The sequence below is a fragment of the Type-A symbiont of Plautia stali genome (assembly GCF_059731155.1).
Genome location: NZ_AP035891.1, coordinates 1007809 through 1034746, shown reverse-complemented (window position 1 = coordinate 1034746; position 26938 = coordinate 1007809). Strand labels below are relative to the sequence as shown.

The following is a 26938-nucleotide window of genomic DNA, read 5'->3' as shown; positions in this document are numbered from 1 at the left end:
GCAATTATGGCCCTAACCGGAATCCTCGCATGGACTATCAGCTCGACATCAACTGGCCCGACTTTATTCAGCGCTACTGGCAAAAACGCCCGGTGGTGCTGAAACGGGGTTTCAAAAACTTCATCGATCCGATTTCTCCAGATGAGCTGGCCGGTCTGGCAATGGAAAACGAGGTGGACAGCCGCCTCGTCAGCCACAATAACAGCAAGTGGCAGGTCAGCCATGGTCCGTTTGAAAGCTACGATCACTTGGGTGAAAGCAACTGGTCGCTGCTGGTACAGGCGGTGAACCACTGGCATGAACCTTCTGCTGCGCTGATGCGCCCGTTCCGCTTTCTGCCCGACTGGCGTATCGACGACCTGATGATCTTGTTCGCTACACCGGGCGGCGGCGTTGGCCCGCACTTTGATCAATACGACGTGTTTATTATTCAGGGCACTGGCCGCCGTCGCTGGCGCGTGGGCGAAAAAGTGCCGATGAAACAGCACTGCCCGCATCCGGACCTGCTGCAGGTTGAACCGTTCGACGCCATCATCGATGAAGAGCTGGAACCGGGCGACATTCTGTATATTCCACCGGGTTTCCCGCATGAAGGCTATTCGCTGGAGAACGCGCTCAACTATTCAGTCGGCTTCCGGGCACCTAACGGACGCGAGCTGATTAGCGGCTTTGCGGACTACATGCTGGCGCATGAGCTGGGCAGCTACCGCTTCAGCGATCCGGATGTGCCGGCGCGCGATTGCCCGTCGCAGATTCTGCCGTCGGAAGTAGAAGGGATCCGCAAGGTGATGCTGGATGTGATTAATCAGCCGGAGCAGTTTAACCAGTGGTTTGGCGAATTCATTTCCCAGTCGCGTCACGAGCTGGATGTGGCTCCGCCGGAACCGCCGTATCAGCCGGATGAGATCTATGACGCGCTGCAGCAGGGTGATGCGCTGACGCGCCTTGGCGGCCTGCGCGTGCTGACGCTGGGCGACGCGGTGTACGTCAACGGTGAACGCGTCGAGTGCGCGCATCCGTCGGTAGTGGCTGCGCTGGCACACAAGCACGTATTGACGCTGGAAGATTTCGGCGATGCGCTGCACGATCCTTCGCTGCTGGCTCAGCTGACGGCACTGGTGAACAGCGGGTACTGGTTTTTTGCTGATTGAGTCTGGCAGGTCCTCTGCGCCGGTTTCCCTCACCCCGGCCCTCTCCCGCCCGCGGGAGAGGGAGAAAACCGCGTGTCGCTTGCGGTAAAGCGCAGGCAATAAGATGCGTAAAAAAAGAGGCGCACAAACAGGAGTTAAGGCAATAAACAAAGCCTGATACCCGCTCGATCGGTCCCCTCTCCCGCTGGCGGGAGAGGGTTAGGGTGAGGGCAAGCCCCTCTCCAGCCCTACTTCTTCTCCGCCGCGAGCGCGGCTAGGCGCACAATCACCTTAACCGACTTCGCCATCACATTCAGCGACGCAAACTCATGTTTACCGTGGTAATTGTAGCCGCCGGTAAACAGATTCGGACACGGCAGCCCTTTCCATGACAGCGCCGATCCGTCGGTGCCGCCGCGAATTGGCTTCACGTTTGGCTCAATACCGCAGTCGCGCATCGCCTGCAGCGCCAGCTCAATGATGTGCGGATGCGGTTCCACCTTCTCCCGCATATTGCGATAGCTGTCGCTGATCTCCACCTTAATGGAGCACTCAGCCTGCAGGCCTTTACTGACGCGGCGGCCAATCTCCTGCAGCAGCTGCTTACGCTGTTCGTAGCTGTCGGCATCAAAATCACGAATCAGGTACATCAGCTCGGCATGCTCCACCGATCCCTTAATGGTGTGCAGGTGGAAAAAGCCTTCATAGCCGTCGGTAAACTGCGGCTTCTCTTTGGCGGGCAGTTCGGCGTGGAAACGCATCGCCAGGTCCAGCGCGTTCACCATCACGTTTTTCGCACTGCCGGGATGCACGTTATTGCCAGTGATTTTGACGAGCGCCGTCGCGGCATTAAAGTTTTCGAACTCAAACTCGCCGAGATCGCTACCGTCAACGGTATAAGCCCAGTCAGCCGCAAACCCCTCAACGTCGAAGTGCGACGTGCCGCGACCTATCTCTTCATCCGGGGTAAAGGCCAGGCGAATGCCGCCGTGCGGCACATTCCCTTTGGCCAGCTCGGCCATCGCCGTCATGATCTCAGCGATACCGGCTTTATCATCAGCGCCCAGCAGCGTTTTACCGTCGGTGGTGATCAGCGTATGCCCTGTCAGCTTGTGCAGCACCGGGAACATCACCGGTGAGAGCACTTCATCCCCGTTGCCCAGCGCGATGTCACCGCCACGATAGTTTTCAATGATCTGCGGATTGACATTCTTCGCGGTGAAATCCGGCGAGGTATCCATGTGGGAAATAAAACCGATCACCGGCGTCGGCCAGTCCACGTTTGCCGGCAGGGTGCCCATCACACAGCAATGATCGCTTAAGGTTACGTCCACAAAACCCAGCGCAATAAGCTCTTCCTGTAACTGACGCGCCAGTGTCCACTGCCCTTCGCTGCTCGGCACCTGCCGCGCCTGAGGTTTTGCCTGTGTTTCTACTGCCACATAACTGAGAAAACGCTCAAGTAATTGATCCATCTGTCATCCCTCTAAAGAACCTGCATTATTATCATGGGGCCTGATTATCGCCATGTTGCGTCAAATCATTATCCTTCAGGTTAGCCCTCTCAGCCCAATCGTGCGCTGAAATTCGCCCTGCCAGCCCCCCGTCCGGCTGGCCCGATGAGCATACTCCAGCAATTTGCAGACTTTTCAAGGTTATTTCGTGTCTGAACATGGCAATGGCGCATTTTTCAGGTATTATCGCGCCCTTCATCACGGCAAGCTGTCGCCGGCGGCTATGCTGTAACCTGATTCTCATCAGACTGAGTGACTAAAATGACGCAAACACGCGCGCAGCAGGCGCTGGTTACGCTTTCTGGCATCAGTAAAGCTTTCGATGGCAAAACCATCATCCCGGATTTCGACCTGACCATTGGTCATGGCGAATTTATCACCCTGCTTGGCCCGTCCGGCTGCGGTAAGACCACGATTCTGCGCCTGATCGCCGGGCTGGAAAGCGCCGACAGCGGACGTATCCATCTTGATGAGAGCGACATCACTGAAACGCCCGCCGCATCGCCATATCAATACCGTTTTTCAGAGCTACGCCCTGTTTCCGCACATGTCGGTGTTTGAGAACGTCGCGTTTGGCCTGCGCATGCAGAAAACCCCGACGGCAGAGCTGACGCAGCGCGTCAACGAGGCGCTGGCGATGGTGCAGCTGGAAAGCTTTGCCGCGCGCCGGCCGCATCAGCTCTCCGGCGGCCAGCAGCAGCGCGTGGCGATTGCGCAGGCGGTGGTCAACCGGCCCAAAGTGCTGCTGCTCGATGAGTCGCTCTCCGCGCTGGATTACAAACTGCGCCGCCAGATGCAAAACGAGCTGAAAGCGCTGCAGCGCAAGCTGGGCATCACGTTTGTGTTTGTCACGCACGATCAGGAAGAAGCGCTGACCATGTCCGACCGCATCGTGGTGATGCGCGACGGGCGTATTGAGCAGGACGGCACGCCGCGCGAGATCTACGAAGAGCCCGCGAACCTGTTTGTGGCGCGCTTCATTGGCGAAATCAATGTGTTTGATGCGGAAGTGATCGGCAGCGCGCACGCGCCGCAGGTACGCGATCGCGTCGAAGGCCGCGACTGTGAGATTCACTGCCCGTTCCCAGTCAAACCCGGCGATCGACTGCATGTGCTGCTGCGACCGGAAGATTTGCGCGTTGAGGAGATCGATCACGACAGCCGCAGCGAAAACCTGATCGGCTATGTGCGCGAACGCAACTATAAAGGCATGACGCTGGAATCCACCGTCGAACTGGAGAACGGCAAGCTGCTCACCGTCAGCGAGTTCTTTAATGAGGACGATCCGGATTTTGACCACTCGCTGAACCAGAAAATGGCGGTCAGCTGGGTGCCAAACTGGGAGGTGGTGCTGCCGTATGAAACGGATGCGTAATCGTCTGCAGAAAGCCATTGTGGCGCTGATCGTCGGCTGGCTGACGCTGTTCGTGTTGCTGCCGAATCTGATGATCTTCGTCACCAGCTTTCTGACGCGCGACGACGCGCACTTTGTCAGCATGGTGTTCACCCTGAACAACTACGGCCGGCTACTCGATCCGCTGTATGCCGACGTGCTGCTGCATTCGCTCAACATGGCCTGCATCGCCACGCTGTGCTGCCTGCTGCTTGGCTACCCTTTTGCCCTGGTGCCTGACCAGACTGCCGGCGCGTCTGCGTCCGCTGATGCTGTTTCTGCTGATTGTGCCGTTCTGGACCAACTCTCTGATCCGGATTTATGGTCTGAAAATTTTTCTCAGCACGCGCGGCTGTCTCAATGAATTTCTGCTGTGGCTCGGCGTCATTGACAAGCCGTTTCGCATCATGTTTACCCCGGAAGCGGTGATCCTCGGGCTGATCTATATTCTGCTGCCGTTTATGGTGCTGCCGCTCTATTCCAGCCTCGAGAAGCTGGACAAATCCTGCCTTGAAGCGGCGCGCGATCTTGGCGCCAGCAGACTACAGACATTCATCCGTATCATTTTGCCGCTGACCATGCCCGGTATCGTTGCCGGCGCGCTACTGGTATTTATCCCGGCGATGGGGCTGTTCTACGTAGCGGATTTAATGGGCGGGGCCAAGAACCTGTTGATCAGTAACGTGATCAAAAGCCAGTTCCTCAATATTCGTGACTGGCCGTTTGGCGCCGCCACCAGCATTGTCATGACGCTGCTGATGGGGCTGATGCTGCTGGTTTACTGGCGCGCAGCGCGTCTGCTGAATCACAAGGCGGCGTTGCAATGATGGCGCGCGGATTACGCTACGGCTTCATGGCCGTGATTTATGCCTGGTTCTACATTCAGATCATCATCCTGATCGTCAACTCCTTCGATGCCTCGCGCTTCGGCATCAACTGGCAAGGCTTCAGCACCCAGTGGTATCGCCTGCTGGTCAATAACGATAGCCTGATTCAGGCGGCGCAGCATTCGCTGATCATGGGCGTGTGTCGGCCAGCTGCGCGACGCTGATCGGCTCGCTCACCGCCGTGGCGCTGTACCGCTACCGTTTTCGCGGCAAGCCGTTTGTCAGCGGTATGCTATTTGTGGTGATGATGTCGCCGGATATCGTGATGGCGATTTCGCTGCTGGTGCTGTTTATGCTGCTGGGGATTTCGCTCGGCTTCTGGTCGCTGCTGTTTTCACACATAACCTTCTGCCTGCCGTTTGTGGTGATTACCGTCTATTCGCGCCTGAAAGGCTTTGACGTGCGCATGCTGGAGGCGGCAAAAGATCTCGGCGCCAGCGAAGTGACCATTCTGCGCAAGATTTTGCTGCCGCTGGCGCTGCCGGCAGTGGCCGCGGGCTGGCTGCTGAGTTTCACCCTGTCGATGGATGATGTGGTGGTGTCGTCATTTGTCACTGGTCCCAGTTTCGAAATTTTGCCGCTAAAAATTTATTCCATGGTGAAAGTGGGCGTGTCGCCGGAGGCGAACGCGCTGGCTACCATTTTGATGCTGCTGTCGCTGCTGCTGGTGGCAGCCAGTCAGCTGTTGCTGCGTGATAAAACCAAATAGAGGATAACTGATGAAAAAGTGGTCTCACTGGCTGGCGGCTGGGGCGCTGGCACTGGGTATGCAAAGCGCTCAGGCGGATGACAACAACACGCTTTACTTCTATAACTGGACCGAATATGTGCCGCCCGGGCTGCTGGAGCAGTTCACCAAAGAGACCGGCATCAAGGTGATTTATTCCACCTATGAATCCAATGAAAGCATGTACGCCAAGCTGAAAACCTGGAAAGCGGGCGCTTACGATCTGGTGGTGCCGTCGACCTACTTCATCGCCAAAATGCGCAACGAGGGCATGCTGCAGAAGATCGACAAGTCACAGCTGAGCAACTTCCGCAACCTCGATCCCGACCTGCTGAACAAGCCGTTTGATCCGAACAACGACTATTCAATTCCCTATATCTGGGGCGCAACGGCGATTGGCGTGAACACCGACGAGGTGGATCCGAAAACCCTGACCCAATGGGCCGATCTGTGGAAACCACAGTATAAGCAGAGCCTGCTGCTGACCGATGACGCGCGTGAAATGTTCCAGATGGCGCTGCGCAAGCTCGGCTACTCCGGTAATACGCAGGATCCAAAACAGATTGAAGACGCTGATGAAGAGCTGAAAAAGCTGATGCCGAACGTGCTGGCGTTCAACTCGGATAATCCCGGCAATCCGTTTATGGAAGGCGAAGTCAACGTCGGCATGATCTGGAATGGCTCCGCCTGGGTGGCGCGCCAGGCCGGTACGCCGCTGCAGATTATCTGGCCGAAAGAGGGCGGGATTTTCTGGATGGATAACCTGGCGATCCCGGCGAATGCGAAAAATAAAGCAGGCGCGCTGAAGCTGATTAACTTCCTGCTGCGCCCGGATGTGGCGGCTAAAGTGGCGGAAACCATCGGTTATCCGACGCCCAACCTGGCGGCAAGAAAGCTGCTGCCGCCCGAGGTGGCCAGCGATCCGTCACTCTATCCGCCGGCTGAAGTGATCAAAAACGGCGAGTGGCAGAACGATGTCGGTGCCGCCAGCGTGCAGTACGAAACGCTGTTCCAGAAGCTGAAAGCGGGACGGTGAGGTTCTGAAGTGCGAGGCGGTGCGGCTTTGCCCTCACCCTGCCCTCTCCCAAAGGGAGAGGGTTCATTCGTGCTGGATTCGGCCTGTGGGAAAGATCGTACTGGATTTAGCCTGAGCTTCAGTCCGGCGCGTTTTAGCCCTTCTCCCGCCGGGAGAAGGCCGGGATGAGGGGAAACGTGCAGTACGCTGACTATTTATACAACCCGCGTAAAAAGGTATGCACGAATTCGGGCACCACTTCGCTGGCTAAGCCGTAATGCGCTTCAGCAAATTCGTTACCGACCTGACTGGGAGCCAGATTCAGCTCCACGGTGTGCGCACCCTGCAGTTTCGCCTCGTGCACAAATCCTGCCGCCGGATAGACGTGGCCTGAGGTGCCGATGGCAATAAACAGATCGGCCTGTTCCAGCGCCTGATAAATCTCCTCCATGCCGAGCGGCATTTCACCAAACCACACCACGTGCGGACGCAGCCGCGACGGGAACTGGCAGCAGGTACAGCGATCGTCCGGACCGACGTCCTCCGTCCACGCCAGCACCTGACCGCTGTGCTCACAGCGCACCTTCAGCAATTCACCGTGCATATGCAGCACGCGCTGGCTGCCGGCGCGCTCGTGCAGGTTATCGATATTCTGCGTAACCAGCAGGAAATTATCGCCCAGCACCTGCTCCAGTTCGGCCAGCGCTTTGTGCGCCGCGTTAGGCTGGATTTCTGGCTGCTGCAGCTGACGCCGGCGCGCGTTGTAGAAGCCCTGTACCAGCGCCGGATCGCGGCGAAAGCCTTCGGGCGTCGCCACATCTTCCACGCGATGCTCTTCCCACAGGCCATCCTCCGCGCGGAACGTGCGAATGCCAGACTCTGCCGAAATTCCGGCACCGGTCAGAACCACCACGTGCGGCTGCGGATGGGCGGCAAGTTCGACCTGACGATCGCGCTCAAAGATGCGCTGGCGAAAGCGCTGATGCACTTTGCGGCGGTTCTTTTTGTAGCGGGCGAGTCGAAGGCGGCGGCGCGGTTGGCGCATAAAGGCTCCTTAATCTGCGGCGCTGAACGCCGCGCTGCGGGTGTTTTCCGGGTTACTCAGACCCGATAATAGCGGCTGGGTATGACGGCTGCATGCCGCAGACGCTGAAAATGTGCGCAGCCGCGAAGGCGGCTGCGTGATTTGTCTTTACTGACCGCTCAGCACGCGGGCAGGATCGATGCGGCTAGCGCGCCGCGCCGGATACCAGCTGGCAATCAGGCTCAGGCCAATCGCCGTCGCCAGCACGATGGCCACATCCAGCCAGTGCAGCTCGGACGGCAGGAAGTCGATAAAATAGATATCGCCCGCCAGCAGCTGATGCCCGGTAACATGCTCCACCACGCGCATTACCGGCGTCAGATTGAGCGCCACCAGCACGCCGACCACCACACCGCTGACGCTGCCCAGCAGCCCGGCCAGCAAGCCATACCAGATAAAGATGGCACGGATTAGGCCGTCTTTCGCGCCCAGCGTGCGCAGCACGGCGATATCGCTGCTCTTGTCTTTCACCGCCATCACCAGCGTCGACACGATATTAAAGCAGGCAACGCCAATCACCAGCACCATCGCCAGATACATAATGGCGCGAATCATCTGGATGTCACGATACATGTAGCCGTAAGTGCCAATCCAGCTTCGGATGTTGACATAGGAGTGGGTGGCTTCGCCGGCATCGCGCACCAGCTTTTGTGCCTGGAACGGATCGCTCATCTTCAGCGCAATGCCGCTGACGCTGTCGCCCAGATCCAGATACTTTTGCGCATCGGCCAGCGGCACCAGCGCCAGACTGTGATCCAGCATGCCGCTCAGCTGCAGAATACCGCTCACCTGCAGACGAATGCGTTTTGGCTGCAGCAGTTTGTTCTCGCCATCATTATTCGGGATCATGATGGTGATCCAGTCGCCCTGCTTCACGTTGAGCGATTTGGCGATGCCGCCGCCAAGAATGATCTGCTGCTTGACGGCGCTGAACTGCGACCAGGCATCGCCGCTGACAAAACGCGGCAGCGCGCTGAGCCGCGGCTCCTGCTGCGGATCAACGCCTTTCACCTGCAGCGCCTGCAGCTTCGCACCGCTCTCAATCAATCCGGTAAAGTTAACGTAAGGCGCCGCCGCGGCGATGCCCGGCACCTGTTCGATGGGCGCAATCATCGGCTGCCAGTTGCGAAATGGCTGGTTAACCGCCTCAATTTCGCCGTGCGGCACCACGGCCAGAATGCGGTTGTTGAGCTCCCGCTCGAAACCGTTCATCGCGCTCAGCCCGATGATCAGCACCGCCACGCCGAGCGCAATGCCGATAGTCGAGATAATGGAGATCAGCGACACCATGCCGCCGCGCCGCCGGCCGCGGCTGAAGCGCAGCCCGAGCAGCAGGGATAAAGAGGACGCCATCAGATCGCTCCCAGCGTCAGTTGATCGCTCAGCTGGCCGTCGCGCATTTCCATCTGACGGCTCAGGCGCTTCGCCAGGTTGAGGTCGTGCGTCACCACCAGAAACGCGGTGCCCTGCTGCACGTTGAGCTCGCCGAGCAGTTCAAAAATGGCGTCCGCGTTACGCGCATCGAGGTTACCGGTGGGCTCATCGGCCATCACCAGCCGCGGCCGGTTCACCAGCGCCCTGGCAATCGCCACGCGCTGACGTTCACCGCCCGACAGCTCAGAAGGCCGGTGCGCCGAGCGCTTTTCCAGGCCAACCGCCGCCAGCATCTCGCGTGCGCGCGCTTCCGCTTCGGCTTTGCCGGTTTTCCCAATCAGCAGCGGCATCGCCACGTTCTCCAGTGCGCTGAAATCCGGCAGCAAATGGTGAAACTGATAAATGAAGCCGAGTTCACGGTTGCGCAGCTCTGCTTTGGCCGCCGACGACATGGCATTGAGCGATTTCCCGTCAAACACCACGTCACCGGAGGTCGGCGCATCCAGCCCGCCCAGCAGGTGCACTAAGGTACTTTTGCCGGAGCCGGAGCTGCCGACGATGGCCGTCAGTTCGCCCGGCTGCAGGCTAAAAACCACATTGCGCAGCACATCGGTCTGCACGCTGCCTTCCTGATAGCGTTTGCACAGGTCACGACACTGCAACAAAGGGGTATTACTCATAACGTAGAGCCTCAGCGGGTTGAACGGCGGCAGCGCGCCATGACGGATAGAGGGTAGACAGCAGCGCCACGGCCATCGAGACCAGCGCAATGGTGATCACCTGCCAGACATTGATATCCACCGGCAGCGCCGCGCCATCAAGGAACAGGCCGATCACCGGCATTAAATTGTTGAGCTGGCTGGCCAGCAGCACGCCCAGCAGCGTACCGAGCAGCGCGCCGATAATACCGGCGCTGGCGCCCTGCACCATAAATACCGCAACGATTTGCCGCCGCGTTAAGCCCTGGGTTTGCAGGATCGCCACTTCCGCCTGCTTCTCCATGATCAGCAGGCCCAGCGAGGTAATGATATTGAAGGCGGCCACGGCAATGATCAGGCTGAGCAGCAGCCCCATCATGTTTTTCTCCATGCGCACCGCCTGGAACAGGTCGCCCTTGCGTTCGCGCCAGTCTTTCCACGTCAGCCCCTGCGGCAGCGGCTGCTGGCTCAGCGCATCCACATTTAACGGCTTATCCAGCCACAGGCGCCAGCCGGTAATGTTGCCGAGCGGATAGCGCATCACGCGCGAGGCATCCTGCTGGTTAACCAGAATCAGATAGCCATCGACTTCGCTATTGGCCGCGTAGGTGCCGGCAACGGTAAAAATACGCTGGATCGGCACGCGCCCCACCGGGGTAAACTGGCTGACCGATGGCACCATCAGGCGCAGCTGATCGCCGCGCTTCACGCCCAGCTGCGAGGCCAGCAGTTCACCGAGAATGACCTTATACTGGCCCGGCTGCAGCACGCTCTGCTGGGTGTTGACCAGATAAGGCGTCAGCGGATCCGGTTCGTCAGGGTTGATGCCCAGCATCACGCCCACCGACACGTTGTGCGCACTCTGCAACACCACATCGGCCGTGGTCAGCGGCGCAATCCGCGTCACGCCCTGCAGCTTGAGATCCTGTGCGCGCATCTGCTGCGGATTGATGCTGCCGGTGTCGCTGGTCACCAGCGCCTGCGGCATCAGTCCAAGAATGTTGCCTTCCAGCTCGCGCTCAAAGCCGTTCATCACCGACAGCACCGTCACCAGTGCCAGCACGCCGAGCGTGATACCAATAGTCGAGAGCCAGGAGACGAAACGACCGAAACGGTCTGAAGCACGTCCACGCATGTAGCGCAAACCGATGAATAACGCGACTGGTTGATACATGAGATCCGTCTTGGCCGTTGCCCAAAATTAAGTAGAGCGATGATAAAGGAGCCGTCTGCTTTATGAAACCTTTAACCCGCTGAGTCGGTTGCGAAGTTGCGTCAAAATGCGTCCTCTTGCGCGACAATGCACAAAATTACGACAAAATAGTGACGCTATTAGTACGATTATTCGTCAGCAGGTGGGTTAGACTTAGCTTGCAGTACCGGTTTTCGCATCACAGTAAGCGCAGTAAGGAGGTTCTTACCATGAGCAGGTTTCCTAAAGGCAGTATCGTTAAACATAAATCTAGCGAGATCAAAGGCGAAGTGGTCAATGTCTTTGAGCAGGGAGACGCGCTAACCGGTTATTATGTGAAGTGGGACGATGGCAACAACAGCTACCATGTCGAGCGCGAGCTGTCATGGGCCAATGTAGATCGTCCTCGCATGCACTACACACAGCAATCCAGCAAATAACGTGACGCGGCCAGGTCGTCATCAATGACGACCTGGCAACCGGCAATGCTGGCGGCCCTTCAGGGTGCAGCTGATGTAAGGTGCGCATTCATGCGCCCTGACATAAACTCAGAAAGGAGAGATGATCCTCACGGCGGAATGTGGAATGATGACGCCCTGGAAACTGAGGAGAGAATGTCGGACCTTATGTCGGAACAGAGTCGTTATACCCTGCCTGCTAAAGCAGGCGACCATCGTCAGCTCGGTCAGCTGGTCGGCGCCGCGCAGGCGGTTGAGTGTGCCAGCATCACCGAACGCCACAGCGGTCCGGTGTTAATGATCACCCCGGATATGCAATCGGCCCTGCGGCTGCAGGAGGAGATCAGGCAGTTTACCGATCTGCCGGTCACCAATCTTGCTGACTGGGAAACACTGCCCTACGACAGCTTCTCGCCCCATCAGGACATTATTTCCGCCCGTCTTTCTACGCTGTACCAGCTGCCCACCCTGACGCGCGGCATGCTGATTCTGCCGGTCAATACGCTGATGCAGCGCGTTTGCCCGCACAGCTTCCTGCACGGCCATGCGCTGGTGATGCAGCAGGGCCAGAAACTGTCGCGCGATGCCCTGCGCGACCAGCTGGAGCAGGCCGGTTATCGCCATGTCGATCAGGTGATGGAGCATGGCGAGTACGCGACGCGCGGCGCGCTGCTCGATCTGTTCCCGATGGGCAGCGATCAGCCTTATCGCATCGATTTCTTTGATGATGAGATCGACAGCCTGCGCCTGTTTGACGTCGACTCACAGCGCACGCTGGAGGCGGTGAGCGCCATCAACCTGCTGCCGGCGCATGAATTTCCCACCGACAAAGCGGCCATTGAGCTGTTCCGCAGCCGCTGGCGTGAAACCTTCGACGTGCGGCGCGAACCTGAGCACGTCTATCAGCAGGTGAGCAAAGACACGCTGCCAGCCGGGATTAAGTACTGGCAGCCGCTATTTTTCGAGCAGGAACTGCCTACCCTGTTTAGCTATCTGCCCGCCAGCACGCTGGTGCTGAACAGCGGCGATCTGCACGCCAGCGCTGAACGTTTCTGGCAGGATGCTAACGCGCGCTATGAAAATCGACGCATCGATCCTATGCGCCCGCTGCTGGAACCGGCCACGCTGTGGCTGCGCCCGGATGCGCTGCTCAGCGAGCTGAAAAGCTGGCCGCGCATGCAGCTCAGCGCTGAGACGCTGCCGGAGAAAGCCGCGAACAGTAATCTGGGCTATCAGCCATTGCCAGAGCTGACGGTGCAGGCGCAGGCTAAAGCGCCGCTCGATCTGCTGCGCCAGTTCCTCGAACAGTTTACCGGTCAGGTGATTTTCTCAGTAGAAAGCGAAGGTCGCCGCGAGAGCCTGCAGGAGCTGCTCTCCCGCATCAAACTGCGCCCGCAGCCGATCGATCGCTTCGATCAGGCCGATGAGCAGCCGTACAGCCTGATGATTGGTGCCAGCGAGCGCGGCTTTATTGATACCCAGCGCCAGCGCGCGCTGATTTGCGAAAGCGATCTGCTCGGCGAGCACGTCAGCCGGCGGCGTCAGGACAATCGCCGCACTATCAATCCGGACATACTGATTCGTAACCTCGCCGAGCTGCACCCGGGCCAGCCGGTGGTGCATCTTGAACACGGTGTGGGGCGCTACATTGGCCTGACCACACTGGAAGCCGGCGGTATCGTGGCTGAGTATCTGATGCTATCCTATGCCGACGATGCCAAACTTTACGTCCCGGTGTCATCGCTGCATCTGATCAGCCGTTACGCCGGCGGCGCCGATGAAAATGCGCCGCTGCACAAGCTGGGCAGTGATGCCTGGTCACGCGCGCGACAGAAAGCGGCGGAGAAAGTACGCGACGTGGCCGCTGAGCTGCTGGGTATCTATGCCCAGCGCGCGGCCAAGGCTGGCTTTGCCTTTAAGCACGACCGCGAGCAGTATCAGCTGTTCTGTGAAGGTTTTCCGTTTGAAACCACGCCGGATCAGGCGCAGGCAATTAACGCCGTGCTCAGCGATATGTGCCAGCCGCTGGCAATGGACCGCTTGGTGTGCGGCGACGTTGGCTTTGGTAAAACCGAAGTGGCGATGCGCGTCGCCTTCCTTGCGGTGGAGAACGGCAAACAGGTGGCGGTGCTGGTGCCAACCACCCTGCTGGCGCAGCAGCACTACGACAACTTCCGCGACCGCTTCGCCAACTGGCCGGTGCGCATTGAGATGCTGTCGCGCTTCCGTAGCGCCAAAGAGCAGGCGCAGGTGCTTGAGCAGGCCAGCGAGGGCAGAATTGATATTCTGATCGGCACCCACAAGCTGCTGATGAGCGATCTGAAGTGGCGCGATCTCGGTTTGCTGATCGTCGATGAAGAGCACCGTTTCGGCGTGCGTCACAAAGAGCGCATCAAAGCGATGCGCGCTGACGTCGATATTCTGACGCTCACCGCAACGCCGATTCCGCGCACCCTGAACATGGCGATGAGCGGCATGCGCGATCTGTCGATTATCGCCACGCCACCGGCGCGCCGTCTGGCGGTGAAAACCTTCGTGCGTGAATATGACAGCCTGGTGGTCCGCGAAGCGATCCTGCGTGAAGTGCTGCGCGGCGGTCAGGTTTACTATCTCTACAACGACGTCGAGAACATCGAGAAAGCGGCGCAGCGGCTGGCCGAGCTGGTGCCTGAAGCGCGCATCGCCATCGGCCACGGTCAGATGCGTGAGCGCGATCTGGAACGGATGATGAACGATTTCCACCACCAGCGCTTCAACGTGCTGGTGTGCACCACCATCATCGAAACCGGGATCGATGTGCCCAGCGCTAATACCATCATCATTGAGCGCGCCGACCATTTCGGTCTGGCGCAGCTGCATCAGCTCCGTGGCCGCGTCGGCCGTTCGCACCATCAGGCCTATGCCTGGCTGCTGACGCCGCCCCCGAAAGCGATGACGACCGATGCCCAGAAGCGACTGGAAGCGATTGCCTCGCTGGAGGATCTGGGCGCTGGCTTTGCGCTGGCGACGCACGACCTGGAAATTCGCGGTGCCGGTGAGCTGCTGGGTGAAGATCAGAGCGGTCAGATGGAGACCATTGGCTTCACGCTCTACATGGAGCTGCTGGAAAACGCGGTGGATGCGCTCAAGGCCGGACGTGAGCCGTCGCTGGAAGATCTCACCAGCAATCAGACGGAGATTGAGCTGCGCATGCCTGCCCTGCTGCCGGATGATTTTATTCCGGACGTCAATACGCGCCTGTCGCTGTATAAACGCATCGCCAGTGCGACCGATGAACAGGAGCTGGCCGAGCTGAAAATTGGGATGATTGATCGCTTCGGCAAGCTGCCCGACGCCGCGCGTAACCTGCTGGACATCGCCGCGCTGCGCCTGGTGGCGCGCCAGCTGGGGCTGCGCAAAATCGAAGCCAGCGAAAAAGGCGGCTTCTTTGAGTTCGCGCCGCAGAATCAGGTCGATCCCGGCTGGCTGATCGACCTGCTGCAGAAAGATGCGAAGCAGTGGAAGCTGGATGGCCCGACACGACTGAAATTCACCCGCGATCTCAGTGAACGGAAAACGCGCATGGAATGGGTGCAGAATTTCGTCGCCGAGCTGGCGAAGAACCGGGTCTAAGTTCCCAGCCGTTACGCAACAGCGCTATGCGACGCGCTGCTGCGTGCGGTGCCCATCGCGTGAGCATAAAAAAAGCGCCTTGCGGCGCTTTTTTTGTTACTGCTGCTGTGAAGTAGCTTTGCCCAATCAGGCCTGATTCGAATTCAGGATCAGCTGACCATTTTCGGTCGAGCGGGATGCGGGTGCAAGGGTCATTCTCCATGCGGATTTTGCCCTGCTAGTCGCCTATTTTATAGGTCAAGTCATAACCCAGCATTTTTTCCTGTTTATCGTACACGGTTTTGCAGCGCTGCTCGCTGGTGGTGTAAGTGTCACGATCCTGCAGCGCACCCTGCACCTGGTTACCGCCGTAGCCGCCTGCCAGCGCACCAGCTACGGTCGCGATATCCCGGCCGCGGTCACCGCCGAACTGGTGACCAATCACACCACCGGCCACGGCACCCAGTACGGAACCGGCGATGCGGTTCTCATCCTGCACCGGACGACGGTGCGTGAGGGTAACGTTGCGGCACTCCTGACGCGGCTGCTTGATGCTCTCTTTAATTGGCGTTGCCGAAAGCACCTGAGCATACTGCGGGCTACGATCAAACACATCCATGCTGGCGACGGCGGCCACGCTGCTGCTACGCCGATTCCAATACCCGCTAACATTTATTCACAGGAATGTCCTCCTGAAGTTGTTACCACGCATTCCTGCCGCAACCCGATCCCGGGTTACCGAGGCATAACCGGCGTGCGCGCCGCGCCGTGTTCGTTAGCATAAGTTTTACAGATGGTCCGAAAATGCAACATCAGATTAATGGAGGAAACGCAGCGGAAAGCCAGCAGGACCAGCTTTTAGGAGAGTTCTGAGCGGCAGTGTCATTGCGCCGTAACCTGGCGCTGATTGAACGGCAATCAGCGCCAGGTTACGGCAGCCGGGCGCGCAGCGGGCGGTGGTTACCGCCCGCCAGCCATCAATGCAGTTTGAGACGCGGACGCAGCACGCGGTTGAGGCTGCCGACCAGCATCATCAGACCGGTCTTGAAGTATCCATGGAGCGCAATCTGGTGCATACGGTACAAGGAGATGTAGACAAAACGCGCAATGCGCCCTTCCACCATTATCGAACCGCGCATCAGGTTCCCCATCAGGCTGCCGACGGTACTGAAGCGGGACAGTGACACCAGCGAGCCGTGATCTTTATACACGTAGGCTTTGAGCGGCTTGCCTTTGCGCTGGGCGAGGATGTTTTCCAGCGCACGCGACGCCATCTGATGCGCCGCTGCGGAGATGCGCGGTGGCAGCGCAGGCAGAATACGCTCGCCGGCTTCCACCAGCGTAACGTTGAGCGCGCTGCTGTCGAGACCTTTGTAACCGTAGCTGTGCAGCTGTTTCACTGCGTTATACAGTTCTGCCGACAGCTCGACGCCGGTCGCGCCGCCGCCGACGATGACGATTTTTTCCATACTTGTAGTCAATGAAGACCCCCTCAAAGTTGTAAACCAAAAGTTAATTAATGGTTATATAAAACCTTAATAAACATAGGGTTGGCGACGTTTAATCGCGAGCTGAGGGCAGAATAGCACGGCATAATCATCCGGACATAAGAAAATTGATGTACATCAATCTTTGCACTGCATTATCAGAATGTTACACGTTTTGTGCGCCGCATCACACGGCGCAGCAGCACTCAGGAAAGGGTTTTGAACGCTTTGATGCGTTGCAGATGCGGAGCAATATTTTTGAATTTGTGGCTGGCCTCCTCGTCCCACACGATCTCGTAGTACAGGTGCAATGCGGCCGCGCTGCGCTGATTATCCAGCGCTTCATCGTGACGTGACAAAATGGTCAGGCAGCGGTCGCGGTTCTTTTCACGAAAGTTGCTGACGCATTTGGTGGCGATATCGAGATACTCTTCCGGCCGGTCGATCTTGCCTTCCATGTTTTCATCGGGAAACAGGTTGGGATTAAATATCGCCTAGCGCATGCCGCAAAGGAAGCCGATGCGTTCCGCCCAGTAGCCGCCCAAGCCGACGCCACAAATCAACGGATGCGCATCGCTGCCCTGCTGGAGCAGTTTGTCGCACTCTTTCAGCAGAAACTGCATGTCGTGTTTCGGATGGCGGGTGCTGTAGCTAATAAGTCTGACGTCCGGGTCAATAAACTGCAGCTGCAGCACCTTTTCATGGTTGCCCGGACTGCTGGAATCAAAACAGTGCAGATAGATGATCATGATTATCCTCAGCGTGGAGTGAGATCCGGGCAGCGGCGATTATCTGCCCGACGCTTTGTGCGCCAGCCAGCGGTCCTGCAGGTCGCTGAGCTGACGGTGATTTTGCCGCCAGCGCTCGCTGGCCTGCAAACTCTGACGGTCAAAACGTCCCTGATGGTATAACTGCGTGACGCGCGTCGCCTGGATCGGCGTCAAATTATCCAGCACGCTCACCGCGCCGGCGCGCTGATTGCACACCAAGATCATATCGCAGCCGGCATTCAGCGACTGCTGAGCACGTTCCGCATAGCTGCCCATCACCGCCGCGCCCTCCATCGACAGATCGTCTGAGAAGATCACCCCGTTGAAGCCCAGCTCCTGCCGCAGCACCGTTTGCAGCCAGTAGGGCGAACCACTGGCCGGCAGCGGGTCCACTTCAGTATAGATAACATGCGCGGGCATCACCGCATCCAGCAGCTGCTCATCAATCAGCTGCTGGAAGATCGCCATGTCGTGCTGGCGCAGCGTGGCCGCATCGCGCGTGTCGCGCGGCGTCTCTTTGTGCGAATCCGCGCTGACCGCGCCGTGGCCCGGGAAGTGCTTGCCAGTGGTTTTCATGCCGGCTTCGTGCATGCCGTGGATAAACTGGCGCGCCATCTGCAGCGCAATCGCCGGATCGGCGTGGAAAGCGCGATCGCCGATGGCTGCGCTGATGTGGCCGATATCCAGCACCGGCGCAAAGCTGATATCGATGTCCATGGCGATCATCTCCGCCGCCATTTGCCAGCCGGCCTGCTGCGCCAGCTCGCCGGCGCGCGCCATGTCATGCAGCGCGACGAACGATTGCATCGCGGGCAACTGGGTAAAACCGTCGCGGAAGCGCTGCACGCGTCCGCCTTCCTGATCAACCGCCACCAGCAGCCGGTTGCGCGACGCCGCGCGAATCTGGCGCACCAGCTCCGCCAGCTGCGCAACATCATGGAAGTTGCGGGCGAACAGGATCAGTCCGCCTGTCAGCGGATGTTGCAGAATTTCGCGCTCTTCGGCGTCCAGCTCGTAGCCTTCGACGTCCAGCATTAGCGGTCCGGGCGTTGTCATCGTCATGTTTCGGTTCCTGAATTAAAGATCCTGCCAGCTGGCCTGCGCCAGCCGTTGCAATGTTTGGTCGTGGCTCTGCTCGGCACGCAGCTGATACCAGCTGGCCATCAGCAGCTGCAGCCACGGCTGCCAGCGCCGGCTTTGACGCCGCAGCGCCGTTGCCGACAGCCGCGCCTAGGCGGCATAGTCGGTTATCCAGTGATCGTGTTGGGCGCCATCCACCGCGCCGACAGCGGCCAGCTCCAGCGCCACGTCGTCATCCGCAGCATATTCCCAGTCAATTAAACGCAGGCCATCCGGCGTGGCGATCAGATTGCTAGGGTGGACGTCCATGTGCAGTGGTGCCAGCCGCAGCGGCGACGGTTCGCCGCGCTGCAACAATTGGTTTAAGCGCCGCTGCCAGCGCCAGTGTCGCTGCTGACACAGCTGCCAGTAGCGCTGCAGCAGCGGTGCCAGCCGTAAGCGATAACCGGTCAGCGGCTGGTGATGCAGGCGCAGCAGCAGCGTCAGCACCGCTGCGCGCTGCGCGGTGAACTGAGCCGGCGACAGCACCTCGCCCGGCAGCCAGCGCTGCAGCAGCCACGGCGCCTGCCACGCCAGTGGCTGCGGCGCCAGCGCCGTAGCACGCAGCTGACGCAGGATGCGGTATTCGCGCTGACGATCGACAAACGGGATGGGCTGCGACGGCGTCCGGCGCGCCAGCAGATCGCCCTGCTCGCTGCGTACCTGCACGCTGTTACCGCTCAGTCCTGGCAGCGCGAAAAAATGACCGGCAGCTTGCGCCGTCGGCCATTGTTGCTGAACCAGATGCTGCAGCTGGGGATCAGGGTTGTGCAACGCCGTTGCCCGACCAGATGATTTCGCCGGTCTGTACCAGCATCAGCTGCATCTGCAGCGTAGGGGCTTTCACATCGCCCTGCGCGTTGCTGTACAGCACATACTGCGCGTTGACGATGCGCGCCAGGCCAATCGCTTTGCTGCGCGAGTTGAGGCTATCCTCCGGCGATAGGCCGAGCGTTTGCTTAGCCTGATTGAGCTGATCGGTTGAGACCAGGCTGAACTTGCCGTTATTCGCCAGCACGTTCTCAATCGCTGCCGTGGCTTTTTCCGTTTGCAGCGAGCCGTTGGTGCTGTTTTTGATGCGATCCACCAGCAGCACGCTGCCCGGATTGACGCCCGCCGACTGCACCATATTGGCGACTAACGGCTGGACGCTGGCGTTCCAGTTGATGGTTTTCAGCTTCGGCGGCTGCGGCACAGTTTGCGGCGGCGGCACCGGCTGGGCGGGCGGTTGCTCTGGCTGGGTTGGCGTGGTCGGCTGCGTCGGTTCAACCGGCGCCGGGGTTTGTTGTTTCACCACACAACCGGTGAGCATCAGTGCAAACAGTAGCGCGCCGGAACGTTGTACACTGCGAATCACAGGTTACTCCTCAAAGATAAAGATAGAGACGCACCTTACTGGCGGTCGGGTTACCCATTTGCGAGGCCACTTCTACGCTGCCGTGCGCCGGTACGGTTTGAGGCTGCGCCGGCTCCTGCGGCTCAATCTCCAGCCCTTTGTCATCGTACCAGTAGAAACGATAGTGCACGGTGACCGGCGTTTCACGCAGATTTTGCAGCACGCTGGCGGCGCGCTGCTGGCCGTCGCTGCTGGTCAGCGCGGGCTCATCGGTGATGATGCCCGCCGACAGTACGGCAGACTCCATCACCAGCGACTGGGAGGTGTTGATCATCGGCTTATCGCTGCTGCAGCCCACCAGGGTCAGCAACAGCAAGCCGCTCAGCCATTGACGCATCACAAGGTCCGCCTGAGGTTAGATGGCCAGCATCGGGCCCAGCGACTGTCCGCCGACCAGGTGCATATGAATGTGGTAAACCTCCTGACCACCGTGACGGTTGCAGTTGATAATCAGGCGATAGCCATCCTCGGCGATGCCTTCATCGCGGGCAATTTTTGCTGCGGCGGTGACCATGCGGCCCAGCGCCTGCTCATGCGCTGCCTGCACATCGTTGGCGGTCGGAATCAGTACGTTAGGGACAATCAATATGTGGGTAGGCGCTTTGGGCGCGATATCGCGGAAGGCGGTGACCAGTTCGTCCTGATAAACCACGTCTGCGGGAATTTCGCGACGAATGATTTTACTGAAAATGGTTTCTTCAGCCATGGTGCAGTTCCTTAAGCCTGAGTTCAGTCAGGCAGTATGCGTGAGGAATTCCGTTTCTTTCAACCTCAGGACCACTTTTCTTCATTAAATGGCTGCCTTTGCATCACTTTTTCACGCTGGCGCGTCGCGGCGGGTGGTGTCTGGCGGCGGTAAAATAAAAAACCCCTCGGATGAGGGGCTGTGCTTGCGCAGTAAGAGGCGTCAGATCGTAAAGACGCCATAAACCATCCCTGGGGCTTGGCCCGCGACATCCCTGTCGCAGGACACTTTACTCCTCTGCCGCCTCTTACTGCTTGTCACCATCGTGCGCGCTTCGTGCACGATGGCTGCCTGATTACATACCGCGGATATAGTCATCCATCTCGGTTTTCAGGTTATCGGACTTGGTGCCGAAAATCGCCTGCACACCGGAACCGGCCACCACAACACCACGCGCGCCGAGGTTTTTCAGTTCAGCCTGATCCACCTTCGCTACGTCCGCCACGCTGACGCGCAGACGGGTAATACAGGCATCAAGGTTAGTGATGTTCTCTTTGCCACCGAACGCCGTGACCAGCTTGCCCGCCATTTCACTGCCGGTCGCGCTGCTCTGCTCAATCGCCGTATCTTCACGACCCGGCGTTTTCAGATTCAGTTTAGCGATCAGCACGCGGAACACAGTGTAGTACACCAGACCGTAGATGATACCGACAATCGGGAACAGCCAGATTTTGCTGCTGTTGCCGCTCAGCACGATGAAGTCGATCAGACCGTGTGAGAAGCTGGTGCCATCACGCATGCCCAGCAGAATACAGATTGGGAACGCTAGGCCCGCAGGATGGCGTGGATCACGAACAGGATCGGCGCCACGAACATGAACAAGAACTCGATAGGCTCGGTGATACCGGTCAGGAACGAGGTCAGCGCGGCGGAGATCATGATGCCGCCCACTTTGGCGCGGTTCTCCGGTTTAGCGGAATGCCAGATGGCGATAGCCGCAGCCGGCAGACCGTACATCTTGAACAGGAAGCCGCCAGAGAGTTTACCGGCAGTGGGATCGCCCGCCATGTAGCGCGGAATGTCACCGTGGAAGACCTGACCAGCCGCGTTGGTGAATTCACCGATCTGCATCTGGAAAGGAACGTTCCAGATGTGATTCAGACCAAACGGCACCAGCGCACGCTCAACCACACCGTAAATACCGAACGCCACCACCGGGTTCTGATAGGCCGCCCACTGGGAGAAGCCCTGAATCGCGGTACCAATTGGTGGCCAGATGAAGGACAGCACCACACCGGTGAAAATCGCGGTCAGACCGGAAATAATCGGCACAAAGCGCTTACCGGCAAAGAAGCCGAGGTATTCCGGCAGCTTGATGCGGTAGAAGCGGTTGAACATGTAGGCCGCAATCGAACCGGCAATAATGCCGCCCAACACCCCGGTATCGGCGAGGTGTTTGGCTTCGATCTCGGCCGCCGGCAGATGCAGCACCAGCGGTGCGACCACAGACAGGGTTTTCACCATAATGCCGTAGGCGACCACGGCGGCCAGCGCCGACACGCCGTCGTTATTGGTAAAGCCCAGTGCTACACCGATCGCAAAGATCAGCGGCATGTTAGCAAACACCGAACCACCCGCTTCGGCCATCACGTGGGAAACCACTTACGGCAGCCAGCTGAAGTTAGCAGAACCAACACCTAACAAAATACCGGCAATCGGCAGAACCGATACCGGCAACATCAGCGATTTACCTACCTTTTGCAGGTTCGCAAATGCGTTCTTGAACATAGAAGCTCCTGAGTATGAGTGCATTTTTTAGCGCAGTGCGCATGGCAAAGGGGGAGGAGCCTTAGCCGGGGTGACGCTGAGCGTCTTTTGATTTATTACGAAAGGTAAAATAAATGACGACACGTTACTTTGACGGCTATCACGTTTCACCAAACACAGCGCTGAAATTTCGGTCATTTCTTACTGACTTGCTGCTATAAACAGCAATAAATCACTGCCTGCGCCGCGAAACACGCAGCGCAGATGAGTGATTTCAGATTAATTACAGAGTTTGAAATAAAGCGCGTTAGCCGCCGAGTCGGCTCATCGGCACCTTAAACAGGCGGGAGAAGTTTTCCGTGGTGGCGGCCGCCAGGGTAGCAAGATCGACGCCCTTCACCACGGCCATGTACTCAGCCACGTCGCGGGTGAAAGCAGGCTGGTTTTGTTTGCCGCGATGAGGTACCGGGGCCAGATAGGGTGAATCGGTTTCAACCAGAATGCGATCCAGCGGTACATAGCGCGCTGCTTCGCGAATCTGTTCAGCGTTGCGGAAGGTCACAATGCCGGAGAAGGAGATGTAGAACCCAAGATCCAGCAGCTGCGCCGCCGTCTCTTTGTCTTCCGTGAAACAGTGCAGCACGCCGCCGCACCGCTCTACCTGCTCTTCACGCAGAATGGCCAACGTGTCTTCGCGCGCATCGCGGGTGTGGGCAATAATGGGCTTGTTCAGCGCAATGCCGGTCCGAATGTGCTCACGGAACGAGGTCTGCTGCTGGGCTTTGGTCTCCTGCTGGTAAAAATAATCCAGCCCGGTTTCGCCCAGCGCAATCACCTGCTCTTCTGCCGCCAGACGGCGAAACTCTTCCACATCATACGGCGTTTCCTGATTGAGCGGATGCACGCCGCAGGCCAGCGCGATGTTGTCACGATCGCCGACCAGCTGTTTGATTTTGTAGTAATCCGGCAGCGTGGTGGCAATCGCTAGCATGAATTTCACATCCCGCGACGCCGCTTTGGCAATCACGTCATCCAGATCGCGGTGCTGGGTTTCATAATCAAGGCCATCAAGATGGCAGTGCGAATCAACAATAAACATAGATTTCTCTTTTACACTTAGCCGACCGTCGCGGGAGACAGCAAACGTCCCCAGGCAAGCAGACGGTCGGTCAGAATCAGTTCACGATTAAGCGCCGCCACGTGCAGCAGCTGCTCGCGACACTGCAGCCACTGCTGCACGCTTGCGTTAAGCGCGCTGCTGCTGAACTGCTGCGCCAGCTGCGTCACCACGTCCGGGCGATCGCCATTACTCAGCCAGTTGCTGGCGCCCTGCTGCACCTTCATCGCATCCACCAGCAGCGAAAGCAGCCAGCCGAGGCGAACCGCCACATCGTCGCTGTTGAGCGCCGGCAACAGCTGCAGAATATCGCCGCTCAGTGCGTTGTTCAGGCTGTCGCACAGCGTTTGCCGTGCCTGCCAGCGGTCCGGCTGTAATAGGGCCAGCGCCGCAGCGGGTGCACCGTTGCTCAGACGCAGCGCCGCGCGCAGTATCGCTTCCGGCTGCTGCTGCTGTTTCTGCAGCCATTGCTGGCTGTGCGTCTCTTCCGGCGGCGACAAATGCCATTTCATACAGCGGCTGCGCAGCGTGGCCAGCAGTCGCGACGGCTCGCGCACGCTGAGGAAAAACCAGCAGTTGGCGGGCGGCTCTTCCAGCGTTTTCAGTAACGCGTTGGCAGCGGCTTCGGTCAGTTGCGTCGCATCCGGCAGCCAGACAATTTTCGCGCCACCCTGCTGGGCAAAATGGTACAGCTTCTCACTGACGTCGCGAACCGCGTCAATGCCGAGTGAGGCTTTACCCTTTTCCGCTTCCAGCCGATACCAGTCCGGATGGGTGTGTGCCTGCATCAGCTGGCAGCCGTGACACTGACCGCAGCTTTTCAGTCCCTGCGGCTGCTGACACATCAGCCAGCGGCTGATGCCCCACACCAGCGCATCGTCGCCCATGCCGTCGATGGCCTGAATCAGCAGCGCATGATGTGCCTGTCCACTCTGATGGCGGGCAATGATCTGTCGGTACGGCTGGTTCAGCCACGGATACCAGTTCATGCCGCCTGACCTGCCAGCCACTGACGCAGCACGGCTTTAAGTGACACGGTCACATCTTCAATCGGCTGTGTCGCATCGATAGTTTTGATGGTCGGATCGGCAGCGGCCAGCGCCTGATAGCGTTCGCGCGTGCGGGTAAAAAAGTTCAGCGACTCCTGCTCAATGCGATCCAGTTCGCCGCGCGCCCGGGCACGCTGCAGGCCAATCTCCGGCGTGACGTCGAGATAGAGCGTCAGGTCGGGACGAAAATCGCCCAGCACCGCATCGCGCAGCGTGGCCATCAGCTGGGTGTCGAGCCCACGGCCACAGCCCTGATACGCCTGCGACGAAAGATCGTGACGATCGCCCACCACCCAGGCACCGCGTGCCAGCGCCGGTTTGATGACGTTTTCTACCAGCTGCACCCGCGCCGCATACAGCATCAGCAGCTCGGCTTTATCACTCACCTTTTCGCCATCAATGCCCTGTTTCACTAGCACGCGCAGCTGTTCGGCCAAAGGCGTGCCGCCCGGCTCACGGGTAAAAACCACGTCTTCAATGCCCTGCTCATGCAGGACCGCAACCACCGCCTCACGCGCGGTGGTTTTGCCAGCGCCTTCCAGCCCTTCGATGACGATAAACTTACTTTTCATTTTTTTCCTTCATCGCCAGCCGGTAAACCTGCACGGCTTTATTATGACTGGCCAGATTGGTGGTAAAGGTGTGACCGCTTTTGCCATCCGCGACGAAATAAAGGTAATTGGTCTTCTCCGGATGGGCCGCCGCCTCCAGCGAGGCGCGCCCCGGCATGGCAATCGGTCCCGGCGGCAGGCCGCTGATGGTATAGGTATTGTACGTGGTCGGGGTCTCAAGATCCTTGCGCGTCAGCGTACCGGTATAGCTGTCGCCCATGCCGTAGATCACCGTGGGATCGGTTTGCAGTTTCATACCGGTGCGCAGTCGATTGATGAATACCGAGGCAACGCGCGCGCGCTCTTCGCTGACGCCGGTCTCTTTTTCGATAATCGACGCCATGGTGACCATCTGCTGCGGCGTTTTATACGGCAGACTGGCCATCCGCCCCTGCCAGATCTCATCCACCAGCTTGTTCATGCGCGCGTGCGCCCGCTCCAACAGTGCCACATCGCTGGTATTGGCAGTATACAGATAGGTATCCGGATAGAAACAGCCTTCCAGCTGGCTGACATCAAGCTTGAGCGCGGCCGCAACGCTGGTAAATTCATCATCCGGCAGCGTGTGTTTAAGGTATGGCGCTTTACGCAGCTCAGCCAGCCACTCTTTCAGCCGGGAACCCTCGACAAAGCGCAGAGGAAATTGCGCCTCTTTGCCGCTGGCCAGCAGCTGTAGCAGCTGGCGCACCGTCATGCCGGTTTCAAGGCGATACGTCCCGGCTTTGAAATTAGCCAGATCGGGCTCCAGCTTCAGCAACGGGCCAAACCAGATGCTTTGCGGAATGATGTGTTGGCTCTCCAGCTGCGCTTCCAGCACCACGCGACCGCTGCCGGCCGGCAGGGTGTACAGAGTTTCCTGGTTAATGGTTAATGGCGTCGCGGCAAAGCGTTCAATCTGCCAGTAGCTAAATGCGACAGCCAGGCCAGCGATGACTACGGCGCCAGCAAGTATTTTTTTCATTCGGGTCATGATGCTTCCATCGTCTGGCAACTGGCGAGCAGTTGCTGGTACAGCGTGCGTGCGGAAAAGGTGACGTCGTCAATTTGCCGCACGGGTAATACTGGCATCAGCGCGTTACAGATCACCACTTCATCGGCGCTTAACACCACCGATCGGCTGGCCTCAACCTGCTGGCAGTCGTGACCTGCCTGTGCCAGCTGCGCCAGCAGATAACGACGCATGATGCCATCAACGCCGGCCTGCGCGAGGCGCGGCGTGAAAATGGCCTCACCGCTGCGCCAGAATAAATTGGCCGCACAGCATTCCACTACCGTCCCGGCGGTGTCAAGCACCAGCGCTTCGTCAGCGTCGCACGCGTCCAGCTGCTGGCGAATCAGCACCTGCTCCAGCCGGTTAAGATGTTTGATGCCGGCCAGCAGCGGGTTCTGCGCCAGCCGCACCGGGCTGGTCACCAGCCGCGCGCCCTGCTGCTGCAGCGTGGCGTAGTGCTGTGGCCAGGGTGCGAGCGCGATTATGCGCGTGGGTTGCGTGCAGCCGGCGCGACTGTAGCCGCGTCCGCCCGCGCCGGGCGTCAGGATCACTTTGAGCACTGCTTCGCGCTGGCCCGCCGCAGCGCGGCGCATCTCCTCCGCCAGTAAGGCGCGGTCCGGCGCGGCCATCAGCAAACGCTGGCAGCCGTCCTGCAGACGCTGCAGATGCGCCTCCAGCAGCTGGATACGGCCCTCTTTGACTGCCGCCGTGGTGAAACAGCCGTCACCAAACTGCACCGCGCGGTCGCGGGCAGAAAGCGTATCCTGTGCCACTCCGTTAATCCACATGCGCTTTTCCTCTGCCGCTAGCGTCAGCGTTGAATAGCACTGTGGCGCGTAACATTCCACGCCACTGCGTGACAAAATATAAAAAAGGCCCGCAT

18 protein-coding genes and 8 pseudogenes are annotated in these 26938 nt (G+C 58.9%); 7 read left to right on the top strand and 19 right to left on the bottom strand.

What is annotated here, in order from left to right; genetic code table 11:
- The first annotated feature begins 29 nt into the window (after nucleotides 1-29).
- Nucleotides 30-1151: a ribosomal protein uL16 3-hydroxylase gene (locus AC6I8M_RS05495; RefSeq protein WP_058948846.1), complete on the top strand. Its 1122-nt coding sequence runs from the start codon at nucleotides 30-32 to the stop codon at nucleotides 1149-1151.
- A 227-nt stretch (nucleotides 1152-1378) separates the two neighbouring features.
- On the opposite strand, the gene pepT is transcribed toward AC6I8M_RS05495, so the two are convergent.
- Nucleotides 1379-2605: a peptidase T gene (gene pepT, locus AC6I8M_RS05490; protein WP_498013695.1), complete on the bottom strand. Its 1227-nt coding sequence runs from the start codon at nucleotides 2603-2605 to the stop codon at nucleotides 1379-1381.
- A 300-nt stretch (nucleotides 2606-2905) separates the two neighbouring features.
- On the opposite strand from pepT, the pseudogene potA reads away from it, so the two are divergent.
- From potA to potD, 4 genes and pseudogenes are all read left to right on the top strand, one after another.
- A pseudogene (gene potA / locus AC6I8M_RS05485) lies at nucleotides 2906-4019 on the top strand (spermidine/putrescine ABC transporter ATP-binding protein PotA).
- A pseudogene (gene potB / locus AC6I8M_RS05480) lies at nucleotides 4012-4864 on the top strand (spermidine/putrescine ABC transporter permease PotB). The pseudogenes potA and potB overlap by 8 nt, the downstream one beginning before the upstream one ends.
- Nucleotides 4861-5633: pseudogene (potC, locus tag AC6I8M_RS05475) on the top strand (spermidine/putrescine ABC transporter permease PotC). The pseudogenes potB and potC overlap by 4 nt, the downstream one beginning before the upstream one ends.
- A gap of 10 nt (nucleotides 5634-5643) precedes the next feature.
- The gene (gene potD / locus AC6I8M_RS05470) at nucleotides 5644-6687 is read left to right on the top strand and encodes a spermidine/putrescine ABC transporter substrate-binding protein PotD (RefSeq protein ID WP_010617226.1); all 1044 of its coding nucleotides are present in this window, start codon (nucleotides 5644-5646) and stop codon (nucleotides 6685-6687) included.
- Nucleotides 6688-6877: 190 nt separating this feature from the next.
- Here potD and cobB read toward each other — a convergent pair whose 3' ends face one another.
- The 4 genes from cobB to lolC all read right to left on the bottom strand — a co-directional run bounded on the left by cobB (nucleotide 6878) and on the right by lolC (nucleotide 10996).
- Nucleotides 6878-7711, bottom strand: coding sequence for a Sir2 family NAD+-dependent deacetylase (gene cobB / locus AC6I8M_RS05465; protein ID WP_010617227.1), 834 nt, complete (start codon nucleotides 7709-7711; stop codon nucleotides 6878-6880).
- A gap of 147 nt (nucleotides 7712-7858) precedes the next feature.
- Nucleotides 7859-9103, bottom strand: coding sequence for a lipoprotein-releasing ABC transporter permease subunit LolE (gene lolE / locus AC6I8M_RS05460; RefSeq protein WP_010617228.1), 1245 nt, complete (start codon nucleotides 9101-9103; stop codon nucleotides 7859-7861).
- Complete coding sequence (lolD, locus tag AC6I8M_RS05455) at nucleotides 9103-9804, bottom strand: lipoprotein-releasing ABC transporter ATP-binding protein LolD (RefSeq protein ID WP_010617229.1); 702 nt, start codon at nucleotides 9802-9804, stop codon at nucleotides 9103-9105. The genes lolE and lolD overlap by 1 nt, the downstream gene beginning before the upstream one ends.
- Entirely contained in the window at nucleotides 9797-10996 is a 1200-nt protein-coding gene (gene lolC, locus AC6I8M_RS05450; RefSeq protein ID WP_010617230.1) for a lipoprotein-releasing ABC transporter permease subunit LolC, read from the bottom strand. Before lolC ends, lolD begins: the two co-directional genes overlap by 8 nt.
- A 248-nt stretch (nucleotides 10997-11244) precedes the next feature.
- On the opposite strand from lolC, the gene AC6I8M_RS05445 reads away from it, so the two are divergent.
- Both AC6I8M_RS05445 and mfd read left to right on the top strand, forming a co-directional pair.
- On the top strand, nucleotides 11245-11454 hold the full coding sequence (locus AC6I8M_RS05445) for a hypothetical protein (RefSeq protein ID WP_010617231.1): 210 nt from the start codon (nucleotides 11245-11247) through the stop codon (nucleotides 11452-11454).
- Between the two features lie 186 nt (nucleotides 11455-11640).
- Nucleotides 11641-15084 (top strand): transcription-repair coupling factor, encoded by a 3444-nt coding sequence (gene mfd / locus AC6I8M_RS05440; protein WP_010617232.1) that lies wholly within the window; start codon nucleotides 11641-11643, stop codon nucleotides 15082-15084.
- Nucleotides 15085-15210: 126 nt separating this feature from the next.
- On the opposite strand, the pseudogene AC6I8M_RS05435 reads toward mfd, so the two are convergent.
- The 14 genes and pseudogenes from AC6I8M_RS05435 to pabC form a co-directional block, all read right to left on the bottom strand.
- Nucleotides 15211-15735 (bottom strand): annotated as a pseudogene (locus AC6I8M_RS05435) (glycine zipper 2TM domain-containing protein).
- Nucleotides 15736-16040: 305 nt separating this feature from the next.
- Nucleotides 16041-16523 (bottom strand): annotated as a pseudogene (locus AC6I8M_RS05430) (FAD-dependent oxidoreductase); the annotation flags it as partial.
- A gap of 233 nt (nucleotides 16524-16756) precedes the next feature.
- A pseudogene (ycfP, locus tag AC6I8M_RS05425) lies at nucleotides 16757-17299 on the bottom strand (alpha/beta hydrolase YcfP).
- A 39-nt stretch (nucleotides 17300-17338) separates the two neighbouring features.
- Nucleotides 17339-18382 carry a beta-N-acetylhexosaminidase gene (gene nagZ, locus AC6I8M_RS05420; RefSeq protein WP_022548776.1) on the bottom strand — a complete coding sequence of 348 codons (1044 nt, stop codon included), beginning with the start codon at nucleotides 18380-18382 and terminating at the stop codon, nucleotides 17339-17341.
- Nucleotides 18383-18397: 15 nt separating this feature from the next.
- Nucleotides 18398-19213: pseudogene (gene thiK / locus AC6I8M_RS05415) on the bottom strand (thiamine kinase).
- Nucleotides 19200-19796, bottom strand: coding sequence for a penicillin-binding protein activator LpoB (lpoB, locus tag AC6I8M_RS05410; RefSeq protein ID WP_010617239.1), 597 nt, complete (start codon nucleotides 19794-19796; stop codon nucleotides 19200-19202). Before lpoB ends, thiK begins: the two are co-directional and overlap by 14 nt.
- A gap of 10 nt (nucleotides 19797-19806) precedes the next feature.
- Entirely contained in the window at nucleotides 19807-20172 is a 366-nt protein-coding gene (locus AC6I8M_RS05405) for a YcfL family putative periplasmic lipoprotein (protein ID WP_010617240.1), read from the bottom strand.
- 18 nt (nucleotides 20173-20190) lie between these two features.
- Nucleotides 20191-20541, bottom strand: a complete 351-nt coding sequence (gene hinT / locus AC6I8M_RS05400; protein ID WP_010617241.1) for a purine nucleoside phosphoramidase — start codon at nucleotides 20539-20541, stop codon at nucleotides 20191-20193.
- A 334-nt stretch (nucleotides 20542-20875) separates the two neighbouring features.
- A pseudogene (ptsG, locus tag AC6I8M_RS05395) lies at nucleotides 20876-22308 on the bottom strand (PTS glucose transporter subunit IIBC).
- Between the two features lie 286 nt (nucleotides 22309-22594).
- Nucleotides 22595-23386 (bottom strand): metal-dependent hydrolase, encoded by a 792-nt coding sequence (locus tag AC6I8M_RS05390; RefSeq protein WP_010617245.1) that lies wholly within the window; start codon nucleotides 23384-23386, stop codon nucleotides 22595-22597.
- 17 nt (nucleotides 23387-23403) lie between these two features.
- Nucleotides 23404-24393 (bottom strand): DNA polymerase III subunit delta', encoded by a 990-nt coding sequence (gene holB / locus AC6I8M_RS05385; RefSeq protein ID WP_498013694.1) that lies wholly within the window; start codon nucleotides 24391-24393, stop codon nucleotides 23404-23406.
- On the bottom strand, nucleotides 24390-25025 hold the full coding sequence (tmk, locus tag AC6I8M_RS05380) for a dTMP kinase (protein WP_010617247.1): 636 nt from the start codon (nucleotides 25023-25025) through the stop codon (nucleotides 24390-24392). The genes holB and tmk overlap by 4 nt, the downstream gene beginning before the upstream one ends.
- Complete coding sequence (gene mltG, locus AC6I8M_RS05375; protein ID WP_022548778.1) at nucleotides 25015-26034, bottom strand: endolytic transglycosylase MltG; 1020 nt, start codon at nucleotides 26032-26034, stop codon at nucleotides 25015-25017. Before mltG ends, tmk begins: the two co-directional genes overlap by 11 nt.
- Entirely contained in the window at nucleotides 26031-26843 is an 813-nt protein-coding gene (gene pabC / locus AC6I8M_RS05370; RefSeq protein ID WP_010617249.1) for an aminodeoxychorismate lyase, read from the bottom strand. Before pabC ends, mltG begins: the two co-directional genes overlap by 4 nt.
- Between the last annotated feature and the right edge of the window lie 95 nt (nucleotides 26844-26938).

What these genes read in the sequence shown, in the direction of transcription:
- AC6I8M_RS05495 (WP_058948846.1), top strand. Translation starts at nt 30, where the DNA reads ATGGACTATCAGCTCGACATCAACTGGCCCGACTTTATTCAGCGCTAC.
- pepT (WP_498013695.1), bottom strand. Translation starts at nt 2,605, where the DNA reads ATGGATCAATTACTTGAGCGTTTTCTCAGTTATGTGGCAGTAGAAACA.
- potD (WP_010617226.1), top strand. Translation starts at nt 5,644, where the DNA reads ATGAAAAAGTGGTCTCACTGGCTGGCGGCTGGGGCGCTGGCACTGGGT.
- cobB (WP_010617227.1), bottom strand. Translation starts at nt 7,711, where the DNA reads ATGCGCCAACCGCGCCGCCGCCTTCGACTCGCCCGCTACAAAAAGAAC.
- lolE (WP_010617228.1), bottom strand. Translation starts at nt 9,103, where the DNA reads ATGGCGTCCTCTTTATCCCTGCTGCTCGGGCTGCGCTTCAGCCGCGGC.
- lolD (WP_010617229.1), bottom strand. Translation starts at nt 9,804, where the DNA reads ATGAGTAATACCCCTTTGTTGCAGTGTCGTGACCTGTGCAAACGCTAT.
- lolC (WP_010617230.1), bottom strand. Translation starts at nt 10,996, where the DNA reads ATGTATCAACCAGTCGCGTTATTCATCGGTTTGCGCTACATGCGTGGA.
- AC6I8M_RS05445 (WP_010617231.1), top strand. Translation starts at nt 11,245, where the DNA reads ATGAGCAGGTTTCCTAAAGGCAGTATCGTTAAACATAAATCTAGCGAG.
- mfd (WP_010617232.1), top strand. Translation starts at nt 11,641, where the DNA reads ATGTCGGAACAGAGTCGTTATACCCTGCCTGCTAAAGCAGGCGACCAT.
- nagZ (WP_022548776.1), bottom strand. Translation starts at nt 18,382, where the DNA reads ATGACGATGACAACGCCCGGACCGCTAATGCTGGACGTCGAAGGCTAC.
- AC6I8M_RS05405 (WP_010617240.1), bottom strand. Translation starts at nt 20,172, where the DNA reads ATGCGTCAATGGCTGAGCGGCTTGCTGTTGCTGACCCTGGTGGGCTGC.
- hinT (WP_010617241.1), bottom strand. Translation starts at nt 20,541, where the DNA reads ATGGCTGAAGAAACCATTTTCAGTAAAATCATTCGTCGCGAAATTCCC.
- AC6I8M_RS05390 (WP_010617245.1), bottom strand. Translation starts at nt 23,386, where the DNA reads ATGTTTATTGTTGATTCGCACTGCCATCTTGATGGCCTTGATTATGAA.
- holB (WP_498013694.1), bottom strand. Translation starts at nt 24,393, where the DNA reads ATGAACTGGTATCCGTGGCTGAACCAGCCGTACCGACAGATCATTGCC.
- tmk (WP_010617247.1), bottom strand. Translation starts at nt 25,025, where the DNA reads ATGAAAAGTAAGTTTATCGTCATCGAAGGGCTGGAAGGCGCTGGCAAA.
- mltG (WP_022548778.1), bottom strand. Translation starts at nt 26,034, where the DNA reads ATGACCCGAATGAAAAAAATACTTGCTGGCGCCGTAGTCATCGCTGGC.
- pabC (WP_010617249.1), bottom strand. Translation starts at nt 26,843, where the DNA reads ATGTGGATTAACGGAGTGGCACAGGATACGCTTTCTGCCCGCGACCGC.